Origin of the sequence: Pseudomonas sp. IT-P2, assembly GCF_949767575.1 — a bacterium.
Taxonomy (GTDB): Bacteria; Pseudomonadota; Gammaproteobacteria; order Pseudomonadales; family Pseudomonadaceae; genus Aquipseudomonas; species Aquipseudomonas pharyngis.
This window is the reverse complement of record NZ_CATKQA010000033.1, coordinates 464,325-480,076: the sequence shown is the minus strand read 5'-3', so window position 1 is coordinate 480,076 and position 15,752 is coordinate 464,325. Positions and strand designations below refer to the sequence as shown.

The window sequence follows — 15,752 nt, the reverse complement described above, 5'->3', positions numbered from 1 at the left end:
TAATCGCCCCCGCCACTGGATTGCGGCGGGCCGATGGGCTAAAAAGAGGCCCTGCGCGATCACGTCGCCGAAACGTTCGACGTACATTCGGCTGTCGTTTTCTGAATCAGCACCCGAACAACAATAGTCGCTCCCTACATTTTGGCTGGCCGGTGTTGTAACGCCGTTTAGGCCCTTGAGAAAACTATTCATGAAGAAGCTGTGTTTGCTGGGCCTGTTCGTCAGCCTGGCCAGTCATCAAGTACTGGCCGCCACGACCCCGGTCCCCCTGGAAAACAAGGATGCGTTCATCAGTAATCTGATGAAACAGATGACCCTCGACGAGAAAATCGGCCAGTTGCGCCTGATCAGCATCGGCCCGGAAATGCCCCGCGAGCTGATCCGCAAAGAGATCGCCGCCGGCAACATCGGCGGCACCTTCAACTCGATCACCCGCCCGGAAAACCGTCCGATGCAGGATGCTGCCATGCGCAGCCGGCTGAAGATTCCGATGTTTTTCGCGTACGACGTGATCCACGGTCACCGTACGATTTTCCCGATTCCGCTGGCCCTGGCGTCGAGCTGGGACATGGACGCCATCGGCCAGTCCGGGCGCGTTGCCGCCAAGGAAGCCGCCGCCGACAGCCTCGACATCACCTTCGCGCCAATGGTCGACATCTCCCGCGACCCGCGCTGGGGCCGCAGCTCCGAAGGTTTCGGTGAAGACACCTACCTGACCTCACGCATCGCCAAAGTCATGGTCAAGGCCTATCAGGGCGAGACCCCGAGCGCGGCCGACAGCATCATGGCCAGCGTCAAGCACTTCGCCCTGTACGGCGCGGTCGAGGGCGGTCGCGACTACAACACCGTCGACATGAGCCCGGTGAAGATGTACCAGGACTATCTGCCACCGTACCGCGCGGCCATCGACGCTGGCGCCGGCGGCGTGATGGTGGCGTTGAACTCGATCAACGGTATTCCGGCCACCGCCAACACCTGGCTGATGAACGATCTGCTGCGCAAGGACTGGGGCTTCAAGGGCCTGGCGGTCAGCGACCACGGCGCGATCTTCGAACTGATCAAGCACGGCGTAGCCCGCGACGGTCGTGAAGCGGCGAAGCTGGCGATCAAGGCCGGCATCGACATGAGCATGAACGACACCCTGTACGGCAAAGAGCTGCCAGGGCTGCTCAAGTCCGGCGAGATCGAACAGCAAGACATCGACAACGCCGTGCGTGAAGTCCTCGCCGCCAAGTACGACATGGGCCTGTTCAAGGACCCGTACCTGCGCATCGGCAAGGCTGAAGACGATCCGGCCGACACCTACGCCGAAAGTCGCCTGCACCGCGCCGACGCCCGCGAAGTGGCGCGTCGCAGCCTGGTGCTGTTGAAGAACCGGAACGAAACCCTGCCGCTGAAGAAAACCGCCAAAGTTGCGCTGGTCGGCCCGCTGGCCAAGGCTCCGATCGACATGATGGGCAGTTGGGCGGCCGCCGGTCGTCCGGCGCAATCGGTGACCCTGTTCGACGGCATGAGCAATGTGATCGGCGACAAGGCGAACCTGATCTACGCCCGTGGCGCCAACATCACCAGCGACAAGAAGGTTCTCGACTACCTGAACTTCCTCAACTTCGACGCCCCGGAAGTGGTCGATGACCCACGCCCGGCCAACGTGTTGATCGACGAGGCGGTGAAAGCCGCCAAGGATGCTGACGTGGTGGTCGCGGCCGTGGGCGAGTCCCGTGGCATGTCCCACGAATCGTCGAGCCGCACCGACCTGAACATCCCGGAAAACCAGCGCGAGCTGATCCGTGCCCTGAAAGCCACCGGCAAGCCGTTGGTGCTGGTGCTGATGAACGGCCGTCCGCTGACCATCCTCGAGGAGAAGGAACAGGCCGACGCGATTCTGGAAACCTGGTTCAGCGGCACCGAGGGCGGCAACGCCATCGCCGACGTGCTGTTCGGCGACTACAACCCGTCGGGCAAACTGCCGGTGACCTTCCCGCGCTCCGTGGGCCAGATCCCGACCTACTACAACCACCTGAGCATTGGCCGGCCGTTCACGCCGGGCAAACCGGGCAACTACACCTCGCAGTATTTCGATGACACCACCGGGCCGCTGTTCCCGTTCGGTTTCGGCCTGAGCTACACCAACTTCAGTCTGACTGACATGGCGCTGTCCTCGACCACCCTGAACGCCACTGGCAAGCTCGACGCCAGTGTCATGGTCAAGAACACCGGCAAGCGTGACGGCGAAACCGTGGTGCAGCTGTATATCCAGGACGTCACCGGGTCGATGATCCGTCCGGTCAAGGAGCTGAAGAACTTCCAGAAAATCATGCTCAAGGCCGGCGAGCAGAAAGTCGTGCACTTCACCATCACCGAAGATGACCTGAAGTTCTACAACGCCCAGCTCAAGTACGCGGCCGAGCCTGGCAAGTTCAACGTGCAGATCGGCCTGGATTCCCAGGACGTGACGCAGCAGAGCTTTGAATTGCTGTAATTAGCCAAGCGCTGCAAAACCTGTAACCGATCGTTCCCACGCTCCGCGTGGGAATGCCTCAATGGACGCTCTGCGTCCGCTTTGGGACGCGGAGCGTCCCGGGCTGCATTCCCACGCGGAGCGTGGGAACGATCAACGCTCTGCGTGGGAACGATCAATTGCGCTTAGCCGCGTCTGTCGAGCAAGTTGACCACCACCCGATCCACCCAGCCCCAGATCCGCTGCTTCACCCGCCGCCACAGTGGCCGTTTCCGCCATTCCTCCAGGCTCACCTGCTGACTCAGGCCGAAGTCCTTCTCGAAACTCGCCGCCACCGCTGCCGTCAATGACGGGTCCAGCGCTTCCAGATTCGCCTCAAGATTGAAGCGCAGATTCCAGTGATCGAAATTGCACGAGCCGATGCTGACCCAGTCGTCCACCAGCACCATTTTCAGGTGCAGGAAACACGGCTGGTACTCGTAGATTTTCACCCCGGCCTTGAGCAGGCGCGGGTAGTAGCGATGCCCGGCATAACGCACCGACGGGTGATCGGTGCGCGGCCCGGTCAGCAGCAGGCGCACGTCGAGGCCACGGGCGGCGGCCTTGCGCAGGGAACGGCGGATCTTCCAGGTGGGCAGGAAGTACGGCGTGGCCAGCCAGATCCGCTGCTGGCCGCTGTTCAGCGCGCGGAACAGCGATTGCAGAATGTCGCGATGCTGGCGGGCGTCGGCGTAGGCCACGCGGCCCATGCCCTCGCCCGTGTCCGGCACGCGGGGCAGCCGTGGCAGGCCGAAATGCGCGTTGGGCCTCCAGGCCCGGCGATGGCGGTTGGCGATCCATTGGCGGTCGAACAGCAACTGCCAGTCGAGCACCAGCGGGCCGGTGATTTCCACCATGACCTCGTGCCATTCGCTGGTGTCGTGGCCCGGCGTCCAGAACTCGTCGGTGACCCCGGTGCCGCCGACCACCGCCAGACGCTGGTCGACCAACAACAGCTTGCGGTGATCGCGATAAAAATTACCGACCCAGCGCCGCCAGTTCAGCCGATTGTAAAAACGCAGCTCGACCCCGGCACCGGTCAGCCGCCGGCGCAGCGTGAGGGTGAACGCGAGGCTGCCGTAATCATCGAACAGGCAACGCACCCGCACGCCCCGCTCCGCCGCCAGTACCAGCGCCTGCACGATGGTTTCGGCACAGGCGCCGGCTTCCACCAGATACAGCTCCAGCTCGATCTGCTCGCGGGCACGGGCAATTTCGTCGAGCATGCGCGGGAAGAATTGCGGGCCGTCGATCAACAGCTCGAAGCGGTTGCCATCACGCCACGGAAACACCGCGCCGCGCATGTCAGCGCGCCGTGAAGATCAGCACCGCACCCACCGGCACCGACAGACTGATGGCCGACAGGCCGGCCAGGTTGCGCAGGCTTTCCAGGCCCGGCAGCAGATCGAAATCCTCGGCGCTGATCACCAGCGGCTCCAGGGTCACCACTTGAAAGCGTCGGTCATCGAGGCGCGTGGCGAGCAGTTCGGCGGGGTATTCATGCTGTTTGCCGTGCAGATTGACGGTCAGCGGCAAGCGCAATTCAAGCTGCGCGCCGGGGGCCAGATCGTTGATCGGGCGCAGGTCGATCTGGGTGGTGATGGTCGCTTCGGGGAATTGTTCGATCTGGAACAACTCCTTGCGCATGCGCTCGTCGCGCAGGGGGATGCCGCTGTTGATCGAGTCCAGCTCGACCTCGACCACGGCGCGCCCGTCGGGATCGACCTTGCCGTGCAGCACCAGAAAGCGCTGCACTTCGGACACGTTGGCGTTTTTCGTGCTGACGAACGACAGCCGCGACGACTCGCCGTCCAGATACCAGTTGGCCTGGGCCGGCAGCGCAGCGGCGCCCAGCAGCAGGCCGGCGAAGGCGTTGCACAGAGAACGGTTGAACATTGAAAACTCGTGGGGCCGATAAACGTGCACGAACCTTAACTGGCCTTGGCGTTATTGCAAACTGTCAGTCTGTGCAAACACTCAGGCCAATGCCTGCTGCACCTCGCCGATGGTCGACGCGAGGCTGTTGAGGTGCAGGCTCAGCACCCGTTCCACCGGCGCCTGATCCATCGGCCAGTGCAGCGCCATGCTGCCGACCAGCCGCCCTTGCGCACAAATCGGCAACGCCACCGCGCGAATCAGGAACGGCAGGCGCACCGGGTATTCCCAATAGCCTTCGGTGCGCTGGCCGAAGCCCTGCTGCAAGGCTTGCTCGGTGGCCTGCAACACACCGTCATCCGCCAGTTGTTCGCGTTCGGCCAGACGTTTCAAGTCCTGGCTGTCGAGTTCGCTGAGGCACGCCCGGCCCATGGCCGAATGAAACAGGCTGGCGTGATGACCGACGATCTGGCAGTTCGTTGGATAGCGCTTGCGCAACACCTGCGGGATCGCACTTTCCATCACTTCAACCCGTTCGCCGTCGAAGCACGACAGATCCGCCACCAGCCCGGTACGCTCGCTCAGCTCCAGCAGCATCGGCGCGGCGCTTTCCACCAGGTGGCGTTTGAAGCGTTGCTGTCGATCACCGAACAGCCGTTTGGCGCACAACCGGTAGCGGCGGTCGCTGAGGCCGCGATAGATCCAGCCCTGCTCCTGCAAGGTCGCGAGCATCCGCGACACCGTGGCCTTGGGCAGGGTTGTCAGGTAGTGCAACTCTTCCAGCCCCAACGCCTGATGCTCGCCAAGCAACTCGACGATGGCCAGCGCCCGTTCGACCGAGCGCACGCTGCCGGTGTCTGCCTTGCTGCCCATGTGTTCGACCTCCATGGATACGGATGAAAGATCACTTCGTGCAGCAAGATGCGGGCCGCTCAGGCCGATTGCAGGCATGCCGGCGGTCGCCGTTCGACCCAGCGGGTCAGTTGTTCATGAGCGTAGGCCAGTTGCAGCACCGCCCGATCCGCCTGGGCCGGGCCGATGATTTGCAGGCCCATCGGCAACCCGGCCGGGTTGAAACCCACCGGCACGCTGATGCTCGGCAACCCCGCCAACGTCGGGCCTATTACCACTTCCATCCAGCGGTGATAGGTGTCCATGGTCTGCCCGCCGACGACTCGCGGCCACGCTTGCTGTGCATCAAAAGGGAACACCTGGGCGGTGGGCAGCAGCAGGAAATCGTAACGCTCGAACAACTCGCTCAACGCGCGATACCACTCGCTGCGCGCGACCGACGCCTGATAGACCTCGGCAGCGGTCAGACGCAGACCGCCCTCGATTTCCCATTGCGCTTCGGGTTTGAGCAATGACCGTTTTTGCGGATCGGCATACGCCGCGCCGAGGCTGCCCTGCACCAGAAAATGCCGGTGGGTGAGCCAGTTCTGCCACAGGCGCTCCATGGAAAAGTCCGGCTGGCAGGCCTCGACCTGACAGCCCAGCGCACTGAAATCCGCCAGCGCCGACTCGCACAGGCTCAACACGCCGTCGTCCATCGGCAGATAGCCGTTGTAATCGCCGAGCCAGCCGAGGCGCAGACCGTTGCAGTCCTGTTGCAGATCCAGGCTGAAGTCCCGTGGTTCATCGGCCAGCGATAGCGGCACGCGCGGATCGTAGCCGGCCTGGGTCGAGAGCAATCGCGCGACGTCGGTGACCGTGCGCCCCATCGGCCCTTCGGTGGCCAGTTGCTGGACGAACACTTCCGGCATCGGCCCATGGGGCACACGCCCTTGGGACGGGCGGAAGCCGAACACGTTGTTGAACGCCGCCGGGTTACGCAGCGAGCCCATCATGTCACTGCCGTCGGCCACCGGCAGCAGGCGCAGGGCCAGTGCCACCGCTGCCCCGCCGCTGCTGCCGCCGGCGATCAGGCCCGGATCGTAGGCGTTGGTGGTGGTGCCGAACACGCTGTTGTAGGTCTGCGAACCGAGACCGAACTCCGGGACGTTGCTTTTGCCGATGATGATCGCGCCGCAGTCGCGAACCCGCGCCACGCTGATCGCATCGTGCTGCGGCACTTGCTCGGCGAACAGCGGCGAGCCGAGGGTCGTGCGCAATCCGGCGGTGGCCGCCAGATCCTTGATCGCCTGGGGCATGCCGTGCATCCAGCCCCTGGACTCACCGCGATCCAGTTGCCGGTCGCATTCATCGGCCTCGCGCAGCAGCACGTCGTGCGGGCGCAGCGAGACCAGCGCGTTGACCGCTGGATTGAAGCGATCAATGTGCTTCAGGTAGGCCTGCATCACCTCGCGGCACGACACCTTGCGGGCATGGATCACCCGGGACAGCCCATCGGCGTCGAGGGCGACAATCGGATCAATGGCCAACGGACTCACGGTTTCACTCCCAGGTTGAGCGCAACGGATTTCTTCGCGCGTGGAGCCTCCTGCAAACAGTAAGTACCGAGCAGGGTCAGCAGGCAAGCGAACAGGACATAGAACGACGGCGCCACCGGGGTGTTCAGAACTTTACTCAGCCAGGTGACGATCAGCGGCGCAAAACCACCGAACACCATCACCGCCACGTTGTAGGCCACCGACACGCCGGTGGAGCGCACCTCAATCGGAAACTGCTCGGCCAGCGCCGTCGGAGCCGGGCCGAAGAACCCGCCAATCGCCGCGCACAGCAGCAGTTGCATCACCAGCAAGCGCTCGATCGAAGGCGCCGCCGCCACCCACACATACAGCGGATAGACCATGACGAAAAACGCCAAAGTGAAAGCCATCAGCACCGGCCGCCGACCGAGGCGATCCGACAGTGCGCCGGAGAATGGAATCACCACGGTCATCAGCCCCACCGCAAGCATCTGCACCAGCAACACCTGATCCAACGGCAGGCCGAGGTTCTTGTGGGCGAAGGTCGGCATGTTCACCAGCACCACGTAGAACGACACTGTCGCCCCGCACGCCAGGCCCATCGACACCAGCAGGCTGCGGCGATGTTCGCGCAGCACCTGCCACAGGCCCGGCGCTGCGCCTTTGGCTTTCTTGCGCGCTTCGAGAAATTCTTCCGGTTCTTCCATGTGCTTGCGAATCCACAAGCCCACCGGGCCGATCAACAGGCCGAGCACGAACGGAATCCGCCAGCCCCAACTGTCCAGCGCCTCGGGGGAAAACAGGTGCGTGACCAGCGCCACCATCGCCGCGCCGCTGAACACCGCCAGGCATTGCCCGACCAGTTGCCACGAGCCGTACAAACCCTTGCGATGGGCCGGTGCGCTCTCCACCAGAAACGCCGTGGCGCTCGCATATTCACCGCCCGTGGCAAAGCCCTGAAGCATTCGCGCCACCACGATCAGCAGCGGCGCGCCCATGCCGATGGCGGCGTAGTTCGGCGCGAACGCGATCAGGGCGATGGACACGGTCATCAGGCGGATGATCATCTGCATCGCGGCTTTGCGCCCTTTGCGGTCGGAGTAGATGCCGAGCAGGATGCCGCCCACCGGGCGCATGAAAAAGCCGACGCCGAAGGTCGCCAGCGCCATCAGCAGCGAGGCGTAGTCGTCGTCGGACGGGAAAAACTGCCGGGCGATGATGCTCGCCAGAAAGCCATAAACGATGAAGTCGTACCATTCCAGGGCGTTGCCGATGACGGCGGCGACCACTTGCCGGGTGCGCGAAACGCCTGCGTTCGAAGTCTGCATGGGGATTCTCCAGAAGCTGTGGGTTGACCACGCAGGCACATGCGCACCTGCGTTCCAGCGGCAGCAAAAAGTGAAGAAATCAGGCCGGCTCGAGCCAGCTCTCGGTGAGCGCGCCCCAATACGCCGCGCCGGTCAGCAGAATGTCATCGTTAAAATCGTACGCCGGGTTATGCACCATCGGCCGCGCCACGCCGTTGCCGATGAACAGGTACGCGCCGGGGCAGCGCTGGAGCATCCAGGCGAAGTCTTCGCTGCCCATCAGTTTCGGAGTGTTGCCATCGACGGCATCGGCGCCCACCAGTTCGACGCCGACCTGACGAGCGAACTCGGTTTCGGCGGCGTGGTTGACCAGCACCGGGTAGGCCGGACGGTGTTCGATGGTCGAGGTGCAGCCGAAGCTTTCGGCCTGGGACTCGATGATCGAGCGCACGCGGTCCAGTGTCTGAACGCGGACTTCGGCGTTCAGCGCACGCAGGCTCAGCCGCAGGATCGCCTGTTGCGGAATCACGTTCGCCGCTTCGCCGGCCTGCAATGCGCCGACCGTTACCACCGCCGCCTGCTGCGCATCGATATTGCGCGCGACCACGGTTTGCAAAGCCATCACCACACTGGCTGCGGCCACCAACGGATCCACCGCCAGATGCGGCATCGAACCGTGGCCGCCGACGCCTTCGATGGTCACGGTGAGCAAGTCCTGCGAAGCCATCATCGGCCCTTCGCGAAAGCCCAGATGCCCCGCCGGCAGGCCCGGCATGTTGTGCATGCCGAACAGCGCATCGCACGGGAAGCGTTCGAGCAGGCCATCGGCGAGCATCGCTTCGGCCCCGCCCTGGCCTTCTTCGGCGGGCTGGAAAATCAGCGTCAGGGTGCCGTCGAACTGGCGGGTCGCCGCCAGATAACGCGCCGCACCGAGCAACATCGCGGTGTGCCCGTCGTGGCCGCAGGCGTGCATGCAGCCTTGATGCCGGCTGCTGTAGGCGACGCCGGTGTTCTCGATGATCGGCAGCGCATCCATGTCGGCCCGCAGCCCGAGCTTGCGTGTGCTGCTGCCGTTGCGCAGCACGCCGACCACGCCGGTCTTGCCGACCCCGGTGTGAACTTCATAGCCCCACTCTTCGAGCGAACGGGCGACCAGCGCCGAGGTGCGGCTTTCTTCGAAACCGAGTTCAGGGTGGGCGTGAATGTCCTGGCGGGTGGCGTGCAGGTCGCTGGCCACATCGTTGAGCCAGGCAAGAATGTGCTGATGTCGGGGCATGACGGTTCTCCTCGCGCGGGTGTTCCCGGTCTTGTTGTTCGGTGTTGTTTCACGACACGTGAACGGCAGGTCGTGCTCACCGCCAGATAACCGCGAGACACGCGAGAGGACAATCGAATGTGGTTCCACAGGGTGGAACCGGATCAGGGTTGCAGGCGACAGCCCTGGCGTTCGCCTAACCATTGGGCACTGTTGCTGCGTCCCAGGCCGCTGGCGGTGACGATTTTTTGCGTGCGGTCATCGGTCAGTTCGCTGGGCAGCCATTGCTTCACGTAGCCCCGGCAATATTCGGCGTCGTTGTTCATCACGTAACGGCACGAACAATATTCCTTGGCGGTGTAGGCGCTGATGATGTCGGGGAAGGCCCACAGGTTTTCGCGCTCGTGCCAGCCCCAGCCCAGCAGCGCGACCAACAACACCAGCAGGATTCTTCTGAACAGTTTCATGGCCGCACCGCCTCGAGCACACGCTTGAGCAATTCGTTGTGGCGATAGCTGCCGTCGCGGTCATCGGCGTAGCGCACGATCACCAGTTTTTCGCTCGGGATCACGTACAGCGCCTGCCCCCAGTGGCCGAGGGCGGCGAAGGTGTCGGGCGGTGCGTCGGGCCATGGCGACGGCGCGCCGTCTGCCGGGCGATTGAGCCACCACTGGCCGCCGGGTACGGCTTCGTCCTGATTAGCCATGTAGCCGGCGAAGGGTTGGCGATTGAAGGCGACCCAATCCTTGGGCAACAACTGCCGGTCGTTCCAGCGTCCCTCCCGTTCCATCAACAGACCGATTCGCGCCAGATCCCGGGCCGTCATATAAGCGTAGGAAGAGGCGACAAAAGTGCCTGTCGCGTCGGTTTCCCAGGTGGCATGGCGGATGCCCAAGGGATCGAAAAGTGCTGTCCACGGATAGTCCGGATAACGTTGCGGGCCGACGATGGTTTTCAGCGCCGCCGCCAACAGATTGCTGTCGCCGCTGGAATAGCGGAACGCCTGCCCCGCTGGCGCGTAGCTGTCGTGATCGGCGGTGAAGGCGGCCATGTCGCGGTGGCCACGGGTGTAGAGCATCGCCACCACCGAGGATTTCAGCGGGGCGTATTCGTAGTCTTCCTGCCAGTCGATGCCCGAGGCCCAGTGCAGCAGATCCTTGAGGGTAATGGCCGGGTGTTTTCCCAGCGCCGGATAAAACTTCGTGGCCGGATCATCGAGCTTGAACAGGCCTTCGCCGTACGCCACGCCGAGCACCGTGGCCATCAGGCTTTTGCTGATCGACCAGGTCAGGTGCGGGGTGTCGGCGGTGGTCGCGGCGGCGTAGCGTTCGTAGATGAGCTGGCCGTCACGGATCACCAGCAAGGCGTCGGTGCGGATGCCTTTTCGGGTGCTGTCATCGCGGGTCGGGAAGGCGTAGGCCTCCAATGCATCGACGGCCGGGCTGGTGAGTTTCGGGCCGGTCGGCCATTGCTCGCCCGGCCATTGTTCGGCCTGAACCGTGAAGCTGATCAGCAGCAGAAACAGGGACAGGCCTTTGAACATGGTGAGGGCTCTGGGGATGAACCTGAGAAGACTAGCCGGCGTTCATGACAGATGTGTTTTGGTTTGCCGCCAACGCCTTGGCCAGGCGTTTGGCCCGCGCCCCCGCCGCCAGTTGCATGACCGACTGATCGCGCTGCCACATCGCCGCCCACTCAGGATCGCCGTTGCGCAGGGCCTGATCGACTTCCGCTTTCAACCCGTCGAACTGCGCAAACAATCCGCCGAGCAACACATGCCCGGCGGGATTGTTCGGCGGCTGGCGACTGACCTCCGCGCACCCGGCCAACAGCGCCAGCAGGCGCAATTGCAGCAGCTGCGGCCAGCCGCTGTCCTGACCGACGCCGTACAACCACGCGGTCATTGCACTCAACACGTAAACGTCTTCAAGGGTGCGGAACGGCTTGACGTAAGCATCCCAGCCATCTCCCGCGAGCAATTCACACAACGCATCGTCGAGATGCAACCGGCCATGGCTGATGTCCGGCATCAACGGCAGCGCCGGGAGTTTTTCTACCCGCACGCCGGGTTCGCCGGGGTACACCACCGCCAGACTCAGGCGCGGTGATTCGCCGTGTTGTTCACTGCGCGCGGCGATCAGCAGCCAGTCCGCCGCATCGCCGGCGGTGACGAAATCCTTTTGCCCGGTGAGGCGCAGATCCGTGAGCCGGGTCTGCATGTCCGCCGGGCGCAGGCTGCGCTGCTCGGTCGCGCACATCGCACCGAGGCTCGGCGGCGCGCTCGGCCAGAGCATGCGCAGCGCCGCCTGATAACCCACCAGAAACGCCAGCCCCGGCGTCGCCATCCGCCGCCCGCCTGATACCGCCAGTTCGAACGGCGAAACGCTGCCCAGTTGATGCAGCAACGTGGCGAAGCCCTCGGCCAGGTCGGCAACGGCGGGCAGGCGTTCGCGGCATTCAAGCAGGGTCGACCAGGTCATCAGAGGCTCCTTGTGGGCTGTCATATAAGCATCACCAAACATTCATGGCGATGACACCGGGGCTACATAGCCTGACTTTGCACAACACGGCTGCATAAAGAAAGTCGATCGGCTGCAACCCATGACGGGTTCAAGGCCCGTACGGAGATTCACATGACTCAGATCGCCCGCATCAGCGACACCGGCAATGAACGCCGCCTGCAAGCCGAACGCCTGATCGGCGCCGAGGCCTTGCAGCAAGCCCAGGCCTTGCGCTTCAACGTATTCAGCGGCGAGTTCAACGCCAAGCTGAATGGCGCGGAGCTGGGTCTGGACATGGATGACTATGATGTTCACTGCAGCCACATCGGCGTGCGTGACCTGAACACCGGCCGCCTGGTGGCGACCACCCGTTTGCTCGATCACACCGCCGCCAGCAGCCTGGGCAAGTTCTACAGCGAAGAAGAATTCAGCCTGCACGGCCTCGCCGGTCTGCAAGGCCCGATCCTGGAAATCGGCCGCACCTGCGTCGACCCGGCCTACCGCAACGGCGGCACCATCGCCGTGCTGTGGGGCGAACTGGCCGAAGTGCTGAATCAGGGCGGCTACAGCTACCTGATGGGTTGCGCGAGCATCCCGATGCAGGACGGCGGCATACAGGCCCACGCGATCATGCAGCGCCTGCGCGAACGCTATCTGTGCACCGAACACCTGCGCGCCGAGCCGAAGAATCCGCTGCCAAGCCTCGACATTCCGTCGAACGTGATCGCCGAAATGCCGCCGCTGCTCAAGGCCTACATGCGCCTGGGCGCGAAGATCTGCGGCGAGCCGTGCTGGGACGAAGACTTCCAGGTCGCCGACGTGTTCATCCTGCTCAAGCGCGACGAACTCTGCCCGCGCTACGCCAAGCACTTCAAGGCGGCCGTGTGATGAGCCGGCTGCGGGTGTACGCGCGGATCGCGCGAGTGCTGCTGGTGGTGACTCTGGGCCTGAGCATGGCCGGTGTCTTCGGGGTTTTCGAGCGCCTGGGCCTGGCCCATTCGATGGAGCGTCGGCAGCGCTGGTCGCGGTTTTTCATGGCGCGTCTGAGCAATGCCCTGCCCTTTCGCGTGACCGTCCACGGTGAGCTGCCGAAACAGCCGATGCTGTGGGTCAGCAACCATGTGTCGTGGACCGACATTCCGCTGCTCGGCATGCTCACGTCGCTGTCGTTTCTGTCCAAGGCCGAAGTGCGCACCTGGCCGGTGGCCGGCTGGCTCGCTGCGAAGGCCGGCAGCCTGTTCATCCGTCGCGGTTCGGGCGACAGCCAGCTGATCCGCAAGCAGATGACCCGTCACCTGCAAACCGCTCATCCGCTGCTGATGTTCCCGGAAGGCACCACCACCGATGGTCGTTCGCTGCGTACCTTTCACGGCCGCCTGCTGTCGGCGGCGATTGATTCGGAAGTGAAGCTGCAACCGGTGGCGATCCGTTATCTGCGCGACGGCAAGATCGATTCGCTGGCGCCGTTCATTGGTGACGATGATCTGCTGTCGCACCTGATGCGCCTGTTCAGCAACGACTGCGGCGATGTCGAAATCCATCTGCTCAAGCCGATTGCCTGCCACGGTCGGGAGCGCGCGGCATTGGCGTACGAGGCCCAGCAAGCGGTGCAGAAAGCCTTGTTCGGTGATGTGCTCAAACCGGTCGAAGCACAACATGCCCGCGATCTGATAGCGGCCTGATCGGCGACATCTATCTACAGCTGCCGGCCGGCAAAGTCCTGCAGCTGTGGGTAGAACAAACGAAAGTCCTCGCTCAACGGCTCATACAACCGCCGCAACTCCTCCATCGCCCCCGCCAGCTCTTCGGGTCGGGTCAGGCGCCGGGAGATTCCACGCAACACCTGCTCCAGCACTTCGAACTCCTGATACGAGCCCAACCAGTCATTGGCGACCATGTGCGGGGCGATCTTCGCCAGGCGCTCGGGCAATTGCCGCTCGCTGGACAGCACGCGGTAAACGTCGGTGGTGAATTGGCCCAACGGACGGTCGGCGTACTGCGTCCAGTCCCGCGCCAGGCAATGGTCGAAAAACACGTCGAGAACGATGCCCGCGTAACGGCGGCGAGTCGTCGAAAACCGCGCCAGTGAAGCGTCCACCAATGGATGGCGATCAGTGAACACGTCGATCTGTCGATGCAGGGCAATCGCCGCTTCGATCTCCGGCTCGAACTGCCCTTGCAGCCGCCCTTTGACGAAATCGCCATACAGACTGCCGAGCAGTTGACCGGGGCGCTGGCCACCGAGGTGTAAATGTGCGAGATAGTTCATGGGCGCAGCTTAGCACCGCGCCCGCAATTGTTTACACCTCACATATCGTTATAACCCGATATACCGATTTATGCGGTCATCAGATCAAATTCATATTGGTGTATCGCGAAGTACCGATATAAAGTTCGCCTCATCGCGATATAGCGCTACACACATCACGAGCACCCAGCCATGAACATTGACCTCGACGAAATAATAAAAGCCCTGGCACACCCAGTACGGCGAGACATCCTCAACTGGCTGAAAGACCCGAAAGCCCAGTTTCCGGAACAGATCCACAACCACGAGTACGGCATCTGCGCCGGGCAGATCGATCAACGCTGCGGCCTGTCGCAGTCGACCGTCTCCGCCCACCTGGCCACCCTGCAACGGGCCGGGCTGATCAGCAGCCAGAAGGCCGGCCAGTGGCACTTTTTCAAACGCAACGAGGACGTGATCCAGGCGTTCCTCAGCACCCTCAGCAAAGAGCTCTGACCCTTAACGTCAGCCAGCCAAAAGGATTAAACGATGCCCCTCTCGCTACTCATACTCGCCTTGAGCGCCTTCGCCATCGGCACCACCGAGTTCGTCATCATGGGCCTGCTGCCCAATGTGGCGGCCGACCTCGGTGTGTCGATCCCCGGTGCCGGCTGGCTGGTGACCGGCTACGCCCTGGGCGTGGCGATTGGTGCGCCGTTCATGGCAATGGCCACTGCAAAACTGCCGCGCAAGGCTGCACTGGTTACGCTGATGGGCATCTTCATTATCGGCAACCTGCTCTGCGCCATCGCCACTGATTACAACGTGCTGATGTTCGCCCGAGTGGTTACCGCCCTCTGCCACGGTGCGTTCTTCGGCATCGGCTCGGTGGTGGCGGCCAACCTGGTGGCACCGAACAAGCGCGCCTCGGCCGTGGCCCTGATGTTCACCGGCCTGACCCTGGCCAACGTGCTGGGCGTACCGCTGGGCACCGCCCTCGGTCAGGAAGCCGGCTGGCGCTCGACCTTCTGGGCAGTGACCGTGATCGGTGTGATCGCGCTGATCGGCCTGATCCGCTTCCTGCCGGCCAAGCGTGACGAAGAAAAACTCGACATGCGCGCCGAACTGGCCGCGCTCAAGGGCGCCGGGATCTGGCTGTCCTTGAGCATGACCGCGCTGTTCGCCGCTTCGGTGTTCACCCTGTTCACTTACGTCGCGCCGTTGCTGGGCGATGTCACCGGTGTTTCGCCCCGTGGCGTGACCTGGACCCTGATGCTCATCGGCCTGGGCCTGACCGTCGGCAACATCATCGGCGGCAAACTAGCCGACAAGGGCCTCGCCGCGACGCTGATCGGCGTGTTCATCGCCATGGCCGTGACCTCCACCGTCCTGACCTGGACCAGCATCGCCCTGATCCCCACCGAAATCACCCTGTTCCTCTGGGCTACCGCGTGTTTCGCCGCCGTGCCGGCTCTGCAAGTGAACGTCGTGACTTACGGCCAGGCCGCACCGAACCTGGTGTCGACCCTGAACATCGGCGCCTTCAACGTCGGCAACGCCCTCGGTGCCTGGGTCGGCGGCAGCGTCATCGCCCACGGCTACGGCCTGACCAGCGTGCCTCTCGCCGCTGCTGCGCTGGCGGTCCTCGCGCTGCTGGTGACCCTGATCACATTCCGCCAGAACGGCAATCCCGAGCTGGCCACCGCTAACTGATTCAC

Annotated in this window: 15 protein-coding genes; 5 read left to right on the top strand and 10 right to left on the bottom strand. The window is 63.5% G+C overall.

Annotation, left to right across the window (positions count from 1 at the left end; all coding sequences use genetic code 11):
* Nucleotides 1–190 precede the first annotated feature (190 nt).
* Nucleotides 191–2,482 carry a beta-glucosidase BglX gene (gene bglX / locus ACM6JM_RS18365; RefSeq protein ID WP_414882298.1) on the top strand — a complete coding sequence of 764 codons (2,292 nt, stop codon included), beginning with the start codon at nucleotides 191–193 and terminating at the stop codon, nucleotides 2,480–2,482.
* A 164-nt stretch (nucleotides 2,483–2,646) separates the two neighbouring features.
* Here the strand turns inward: bglX and ACM6JM_RS18360 are convergent, their stop codons facing one another.
* From ACM6JM_RS18360 to ACM6JM_RS18320, 9 genes are all read right to left on the bottom strand, one after another.
* Nucleotides 2,647–3,804 carry a phospholipase D-like domain-containing protein gene (locus tag ACM6JM_RS18360; RefSeq protein WP_236191642.1) on the bottom strand — a complete coding sequence of 386 codons (1,158 nt, stop codon included), beginning with the start codon at nucleotides 3,802–3,804 and terminating at the stop codon, nucleotides 2,647–2,649.
* Nucleotide 3,805: 1 nt separating this feature from the next.
* Nucleotides 3,806–4,396 carry a YceI family protein gene (locus ACM6JM_RS18355; RefSeq protein WP_236180988.1) on the bottom strand — a complete coding sequence of 197 codons (591 nt, stop codon included), beginning with the start codon at nucleotides 4,394–4,396 and terminating at the stop codon, nucleotides 3,806–3,808.
* Nucleotides 4,397–4,477: 81 nt separating this feature from the next.
* Nucleotides 4,478–5,248 carry an IclR family transcriptional regulator gene (locus ACM6JM_RS18350; protein ID WP_414882297.1) on the bottom strand — a complete coding sequence of 257 codons (771 nt, stop codon included), beginning with the start codon at nucleotides 5,246–5,248 and terminating at the stop codon, nucleotides 4,478–4,480.
* Between the two features lie 59 nt (nucleotides 5,249–5,307).
* Complete coding sequence (locus ACM6JM_RS18345; protein ID WP_414882296.1) at nucleotides 5,308–6,765, bottom strand: amidase; 1,458 nt, start codon at nucleotides 6,763–6,765, stop codon at nucleotides 5,308–5,310.
* Nucleotides 6,762–8,072, bottom strand: coding sequence for a citrate-proton symporter (locus ACM6JM_RS18340; protein WP_039771466.1), 1,311 nt, complete (start codon nucleotides 8,070–8,072; stop codon nucleotides 6,762–6,764). Before ACM6JM_RS18340 ends, ACM6JM_RS18345 begins: the two co-directional genes overlap by 4 nt.
* Before the next feature lie 79 nt (nucleotides 8,073–8,151).
* On the bottom strand, nucleotides 8,152–9,327 hold the full coding sequence (locus tag ACM6JM_RS18335) for a M20 aminoacylase family protein (RefSeq protein ID WP_210711121.1): 1,176 nt from the start codon (nucleotides 9,325–9,327) through the stop codon (nucleotides 8,152–8,154).
* Nucleotides 9,328–9,470: 143 nt separating this feature from the next.
* Entirely contained in the window at nucleotides 9,471–9,773 is a 303-nt protein-coding gene (locus ACM6JM_RS18330; RefSeq protein ID WP_414882295.1) for an amidase, read from the bottom strand.
* Nucleotides 9,770–10,849, bottom strand: a complete 1,080-nt coding sequence (locus tag ACM6JM_RS18325; protein ID WP_414882294.1) for a serine hydrolase domain-containing protein — start codon at nucleotides 10,847–10,849, stop codon at nucleotides 9,770–9,772. Before ACM6JM_RS18325 ends, ACM6JM_RS18330 begins: the two co-directional genes overlap by 4 nt.
* Nucleotides 10,850–10,880: 31 nt before the next feature.
* Nucleotides 10,881–11,786: an acyl-CoA dehydrogenase gene (locus tag ACM6JM_RS18320; RefSeq protein WP_414882293.1), complete on the bottom strand. Its 906-nt coding sequence runs from the start codon at nucleotides 11,784–11,786 to the stop codon at nucleotides 10,881–10,883.
* Nucleotides 11,787–11,939: 153 nt separating this feature from the next.
* Between ACM6JM_RS18320 and olsB the strand changes: the two genes are divergently transcribed.
* Together olsB and ACM6JM_RS18310 are read left to right on the top strand one after the other, a co-directional pair.
* Nucleotides 11,940–12,695, top strand: a complete 756-nt coding sequence (gene olsB, locus ACM6JM_RS18315; protein ID WP_039771455.1) for an L-ornithine N(alpha)-acyltransferase — start codon at nucleotides 11,940–11,942, stop codon at nucleotides 12,693–12,695.
* On the top strand, nucleotides 12,695–13,489 hold the full coding sequence (locus ACM6JM_RS18310; RefSeq protein ID WP_414882292.1) for a lysophospholipid acyltransferase family protein: 795 nt from the start codon (nucleotides 12,695–12,697) through the stop codon (nucleotides 13,487–13,489). The genes olsB and ACM6JM_RS18310 overlap by 1 nt, the downstream gene beginning before the upstream one ends.
* A gap of 14 nt (nucleotides 13,490–13,503) precedes the next feature.
* Here the strand turns inward: ACM6JM_RS18310 and ACM6JM_RS18305 are convergent, their stop codons facing one another.
* Complete coding sequence (locus ACM6JM_RS18305; RefSeq protein WP_039771450.1) at nucleotides 13,504–14,076, bottom strand: ACP phosphodiesterase; 573 nt, start codon at nucleotides 14,074–14,076, stop codon at nucleotides 13,504–13,506.
* A 171-nt stretch (nucleotides 14,077–14,247) separates the two neighbouring features.
* Between ACM6JM_RS18305 and ACM6JM_RS18300 the strand changes: the two genes are divergently transcribed.
* Both ACM6JM_RS18300 and ACM6JM_RS18295 read left to right on the top strand, forming a co-directional pair.
* Nucleotides 14,248–14,550: an ArsR/SmtB family transcription factor gene (locus ACM6JM_RS18300; RefSeq protein WP_007957866.1), complete on the top strand. Its 303-nt coding sequence runs from the start codon at nucleotides 14,248–14,250 to the stop codon at nucleotides 14,548–14,550.
* A gap of 33 nt (nucleotides 14,551–14,583) precedes the next feature.
* Entirely contained in the window at nucleotides 14,584–15,747 is a 1,164-nt protein-coding gene (locus tag ACM6JM_RS18295) for an MFS transporter (RefSeq protein ID WP_011332833.1), read from the top strand.
* Nucleotides 15,748–15,752: the final 5 nt, after the last annotated feature.

Coding starts and splice junctions, on each gene's coding strand:
- bglX (WP_414882298.1), top strand. CDS start 191: ATGAAGAAGCTGTGTTTGCTGGGCCTGTTCGTCAGCCTGGCCAGTCAT.
- ACM6JM_RS18360 (WP_236191642.1), bottom strand. CDS start 3,804: ATGCGCGGCGCGGTGTTTCCGTGGCGTGATGGCAACCGCTTCGAGCTG.
- ACM6JM_RS18355 (WP_236180988.1), bottom strand. CDS start 4,396: ATGTTCAACCGTTCTCTGTGCAACGCCTTCGCCGGCCTGCTGCTGGGC.
- ACM6JM_RS18350 (WP_414882297.1), bottom strand. CDS start 5,248: ATGGGCAGCAAGGCAGACACCGGCAGCGTGCGCTCGGTCGAACGGGCG.
- ACM6JM_RS18340 (WP_039771466.1), bottom strand. CDS start 8,072: ATGCAGACTTCGAACGCAGGCGTTTCGCGCACCCGGCAAGTGGTCGCC.
- ACM6JM_RS18335 (WP_210711121.1), bottom strand. CDS start 9,327: ATGCCCCGACATCAGCACATTCTTGCCTGGCTCAACGATGTGGCCAGC.
- ACM6JM_RS18330 (WP_414882295.1), bottom strand. CDS start 9,773: ATGAAACTGTTCAGAAGAATCCTGCTGGTGTTGTTGGTCGCGCTGCTG.
- ACM6JM_RS18325 (WP_414882294.1), bottom strand. CDS start 10,849: ATGTTCAAAGGCCTGTCCCTGTTTCTGCTGCTGATCAGCTTCACGGTT.
- ACM6JM_RS18320 (WP_414882293.1), bottom strand. CDS start 11,786: ATGACCTGGTCGACCCTGCTTGAATGCCGCGAACGCCTGCCCGCCGTT.
- olsB (WP_039771455.1), top strand. CDS start 11,940: ATGACTCAGATCGCCCGCATCAGCGACACCGGCAATGAACGCCGCCTG.
- ACM6JM_RS18310 (WP_414882292.1), top strand. CDS start 12,695: ATGAGCCGGCTGCGGGTGTACGCGCGGATCGCGCGAGTGCTGCTGGTG.
- ACM6JM_RS18305 (WP_039771450.1), bottom strand. CDS start 14,076: ATGAACTATCTCGCACATTTACACCTCGGTGGCCAGCGCCCCGGTCAA.
- ACM6JM_RS18300 (WP_007957866.1), top strand. CDS start 14,248: ATGAACATTGACCTCGACGAAATAATAAAAGCCCTGGCACACCCAGTA.
- ACM6JM_RS18295 (WP_011332833.1), top strand. CDS start 14,584: ATGCCCCTCTCGCTACTCATACTCGCCTTGAGCGCCTTCGCCATCGGC.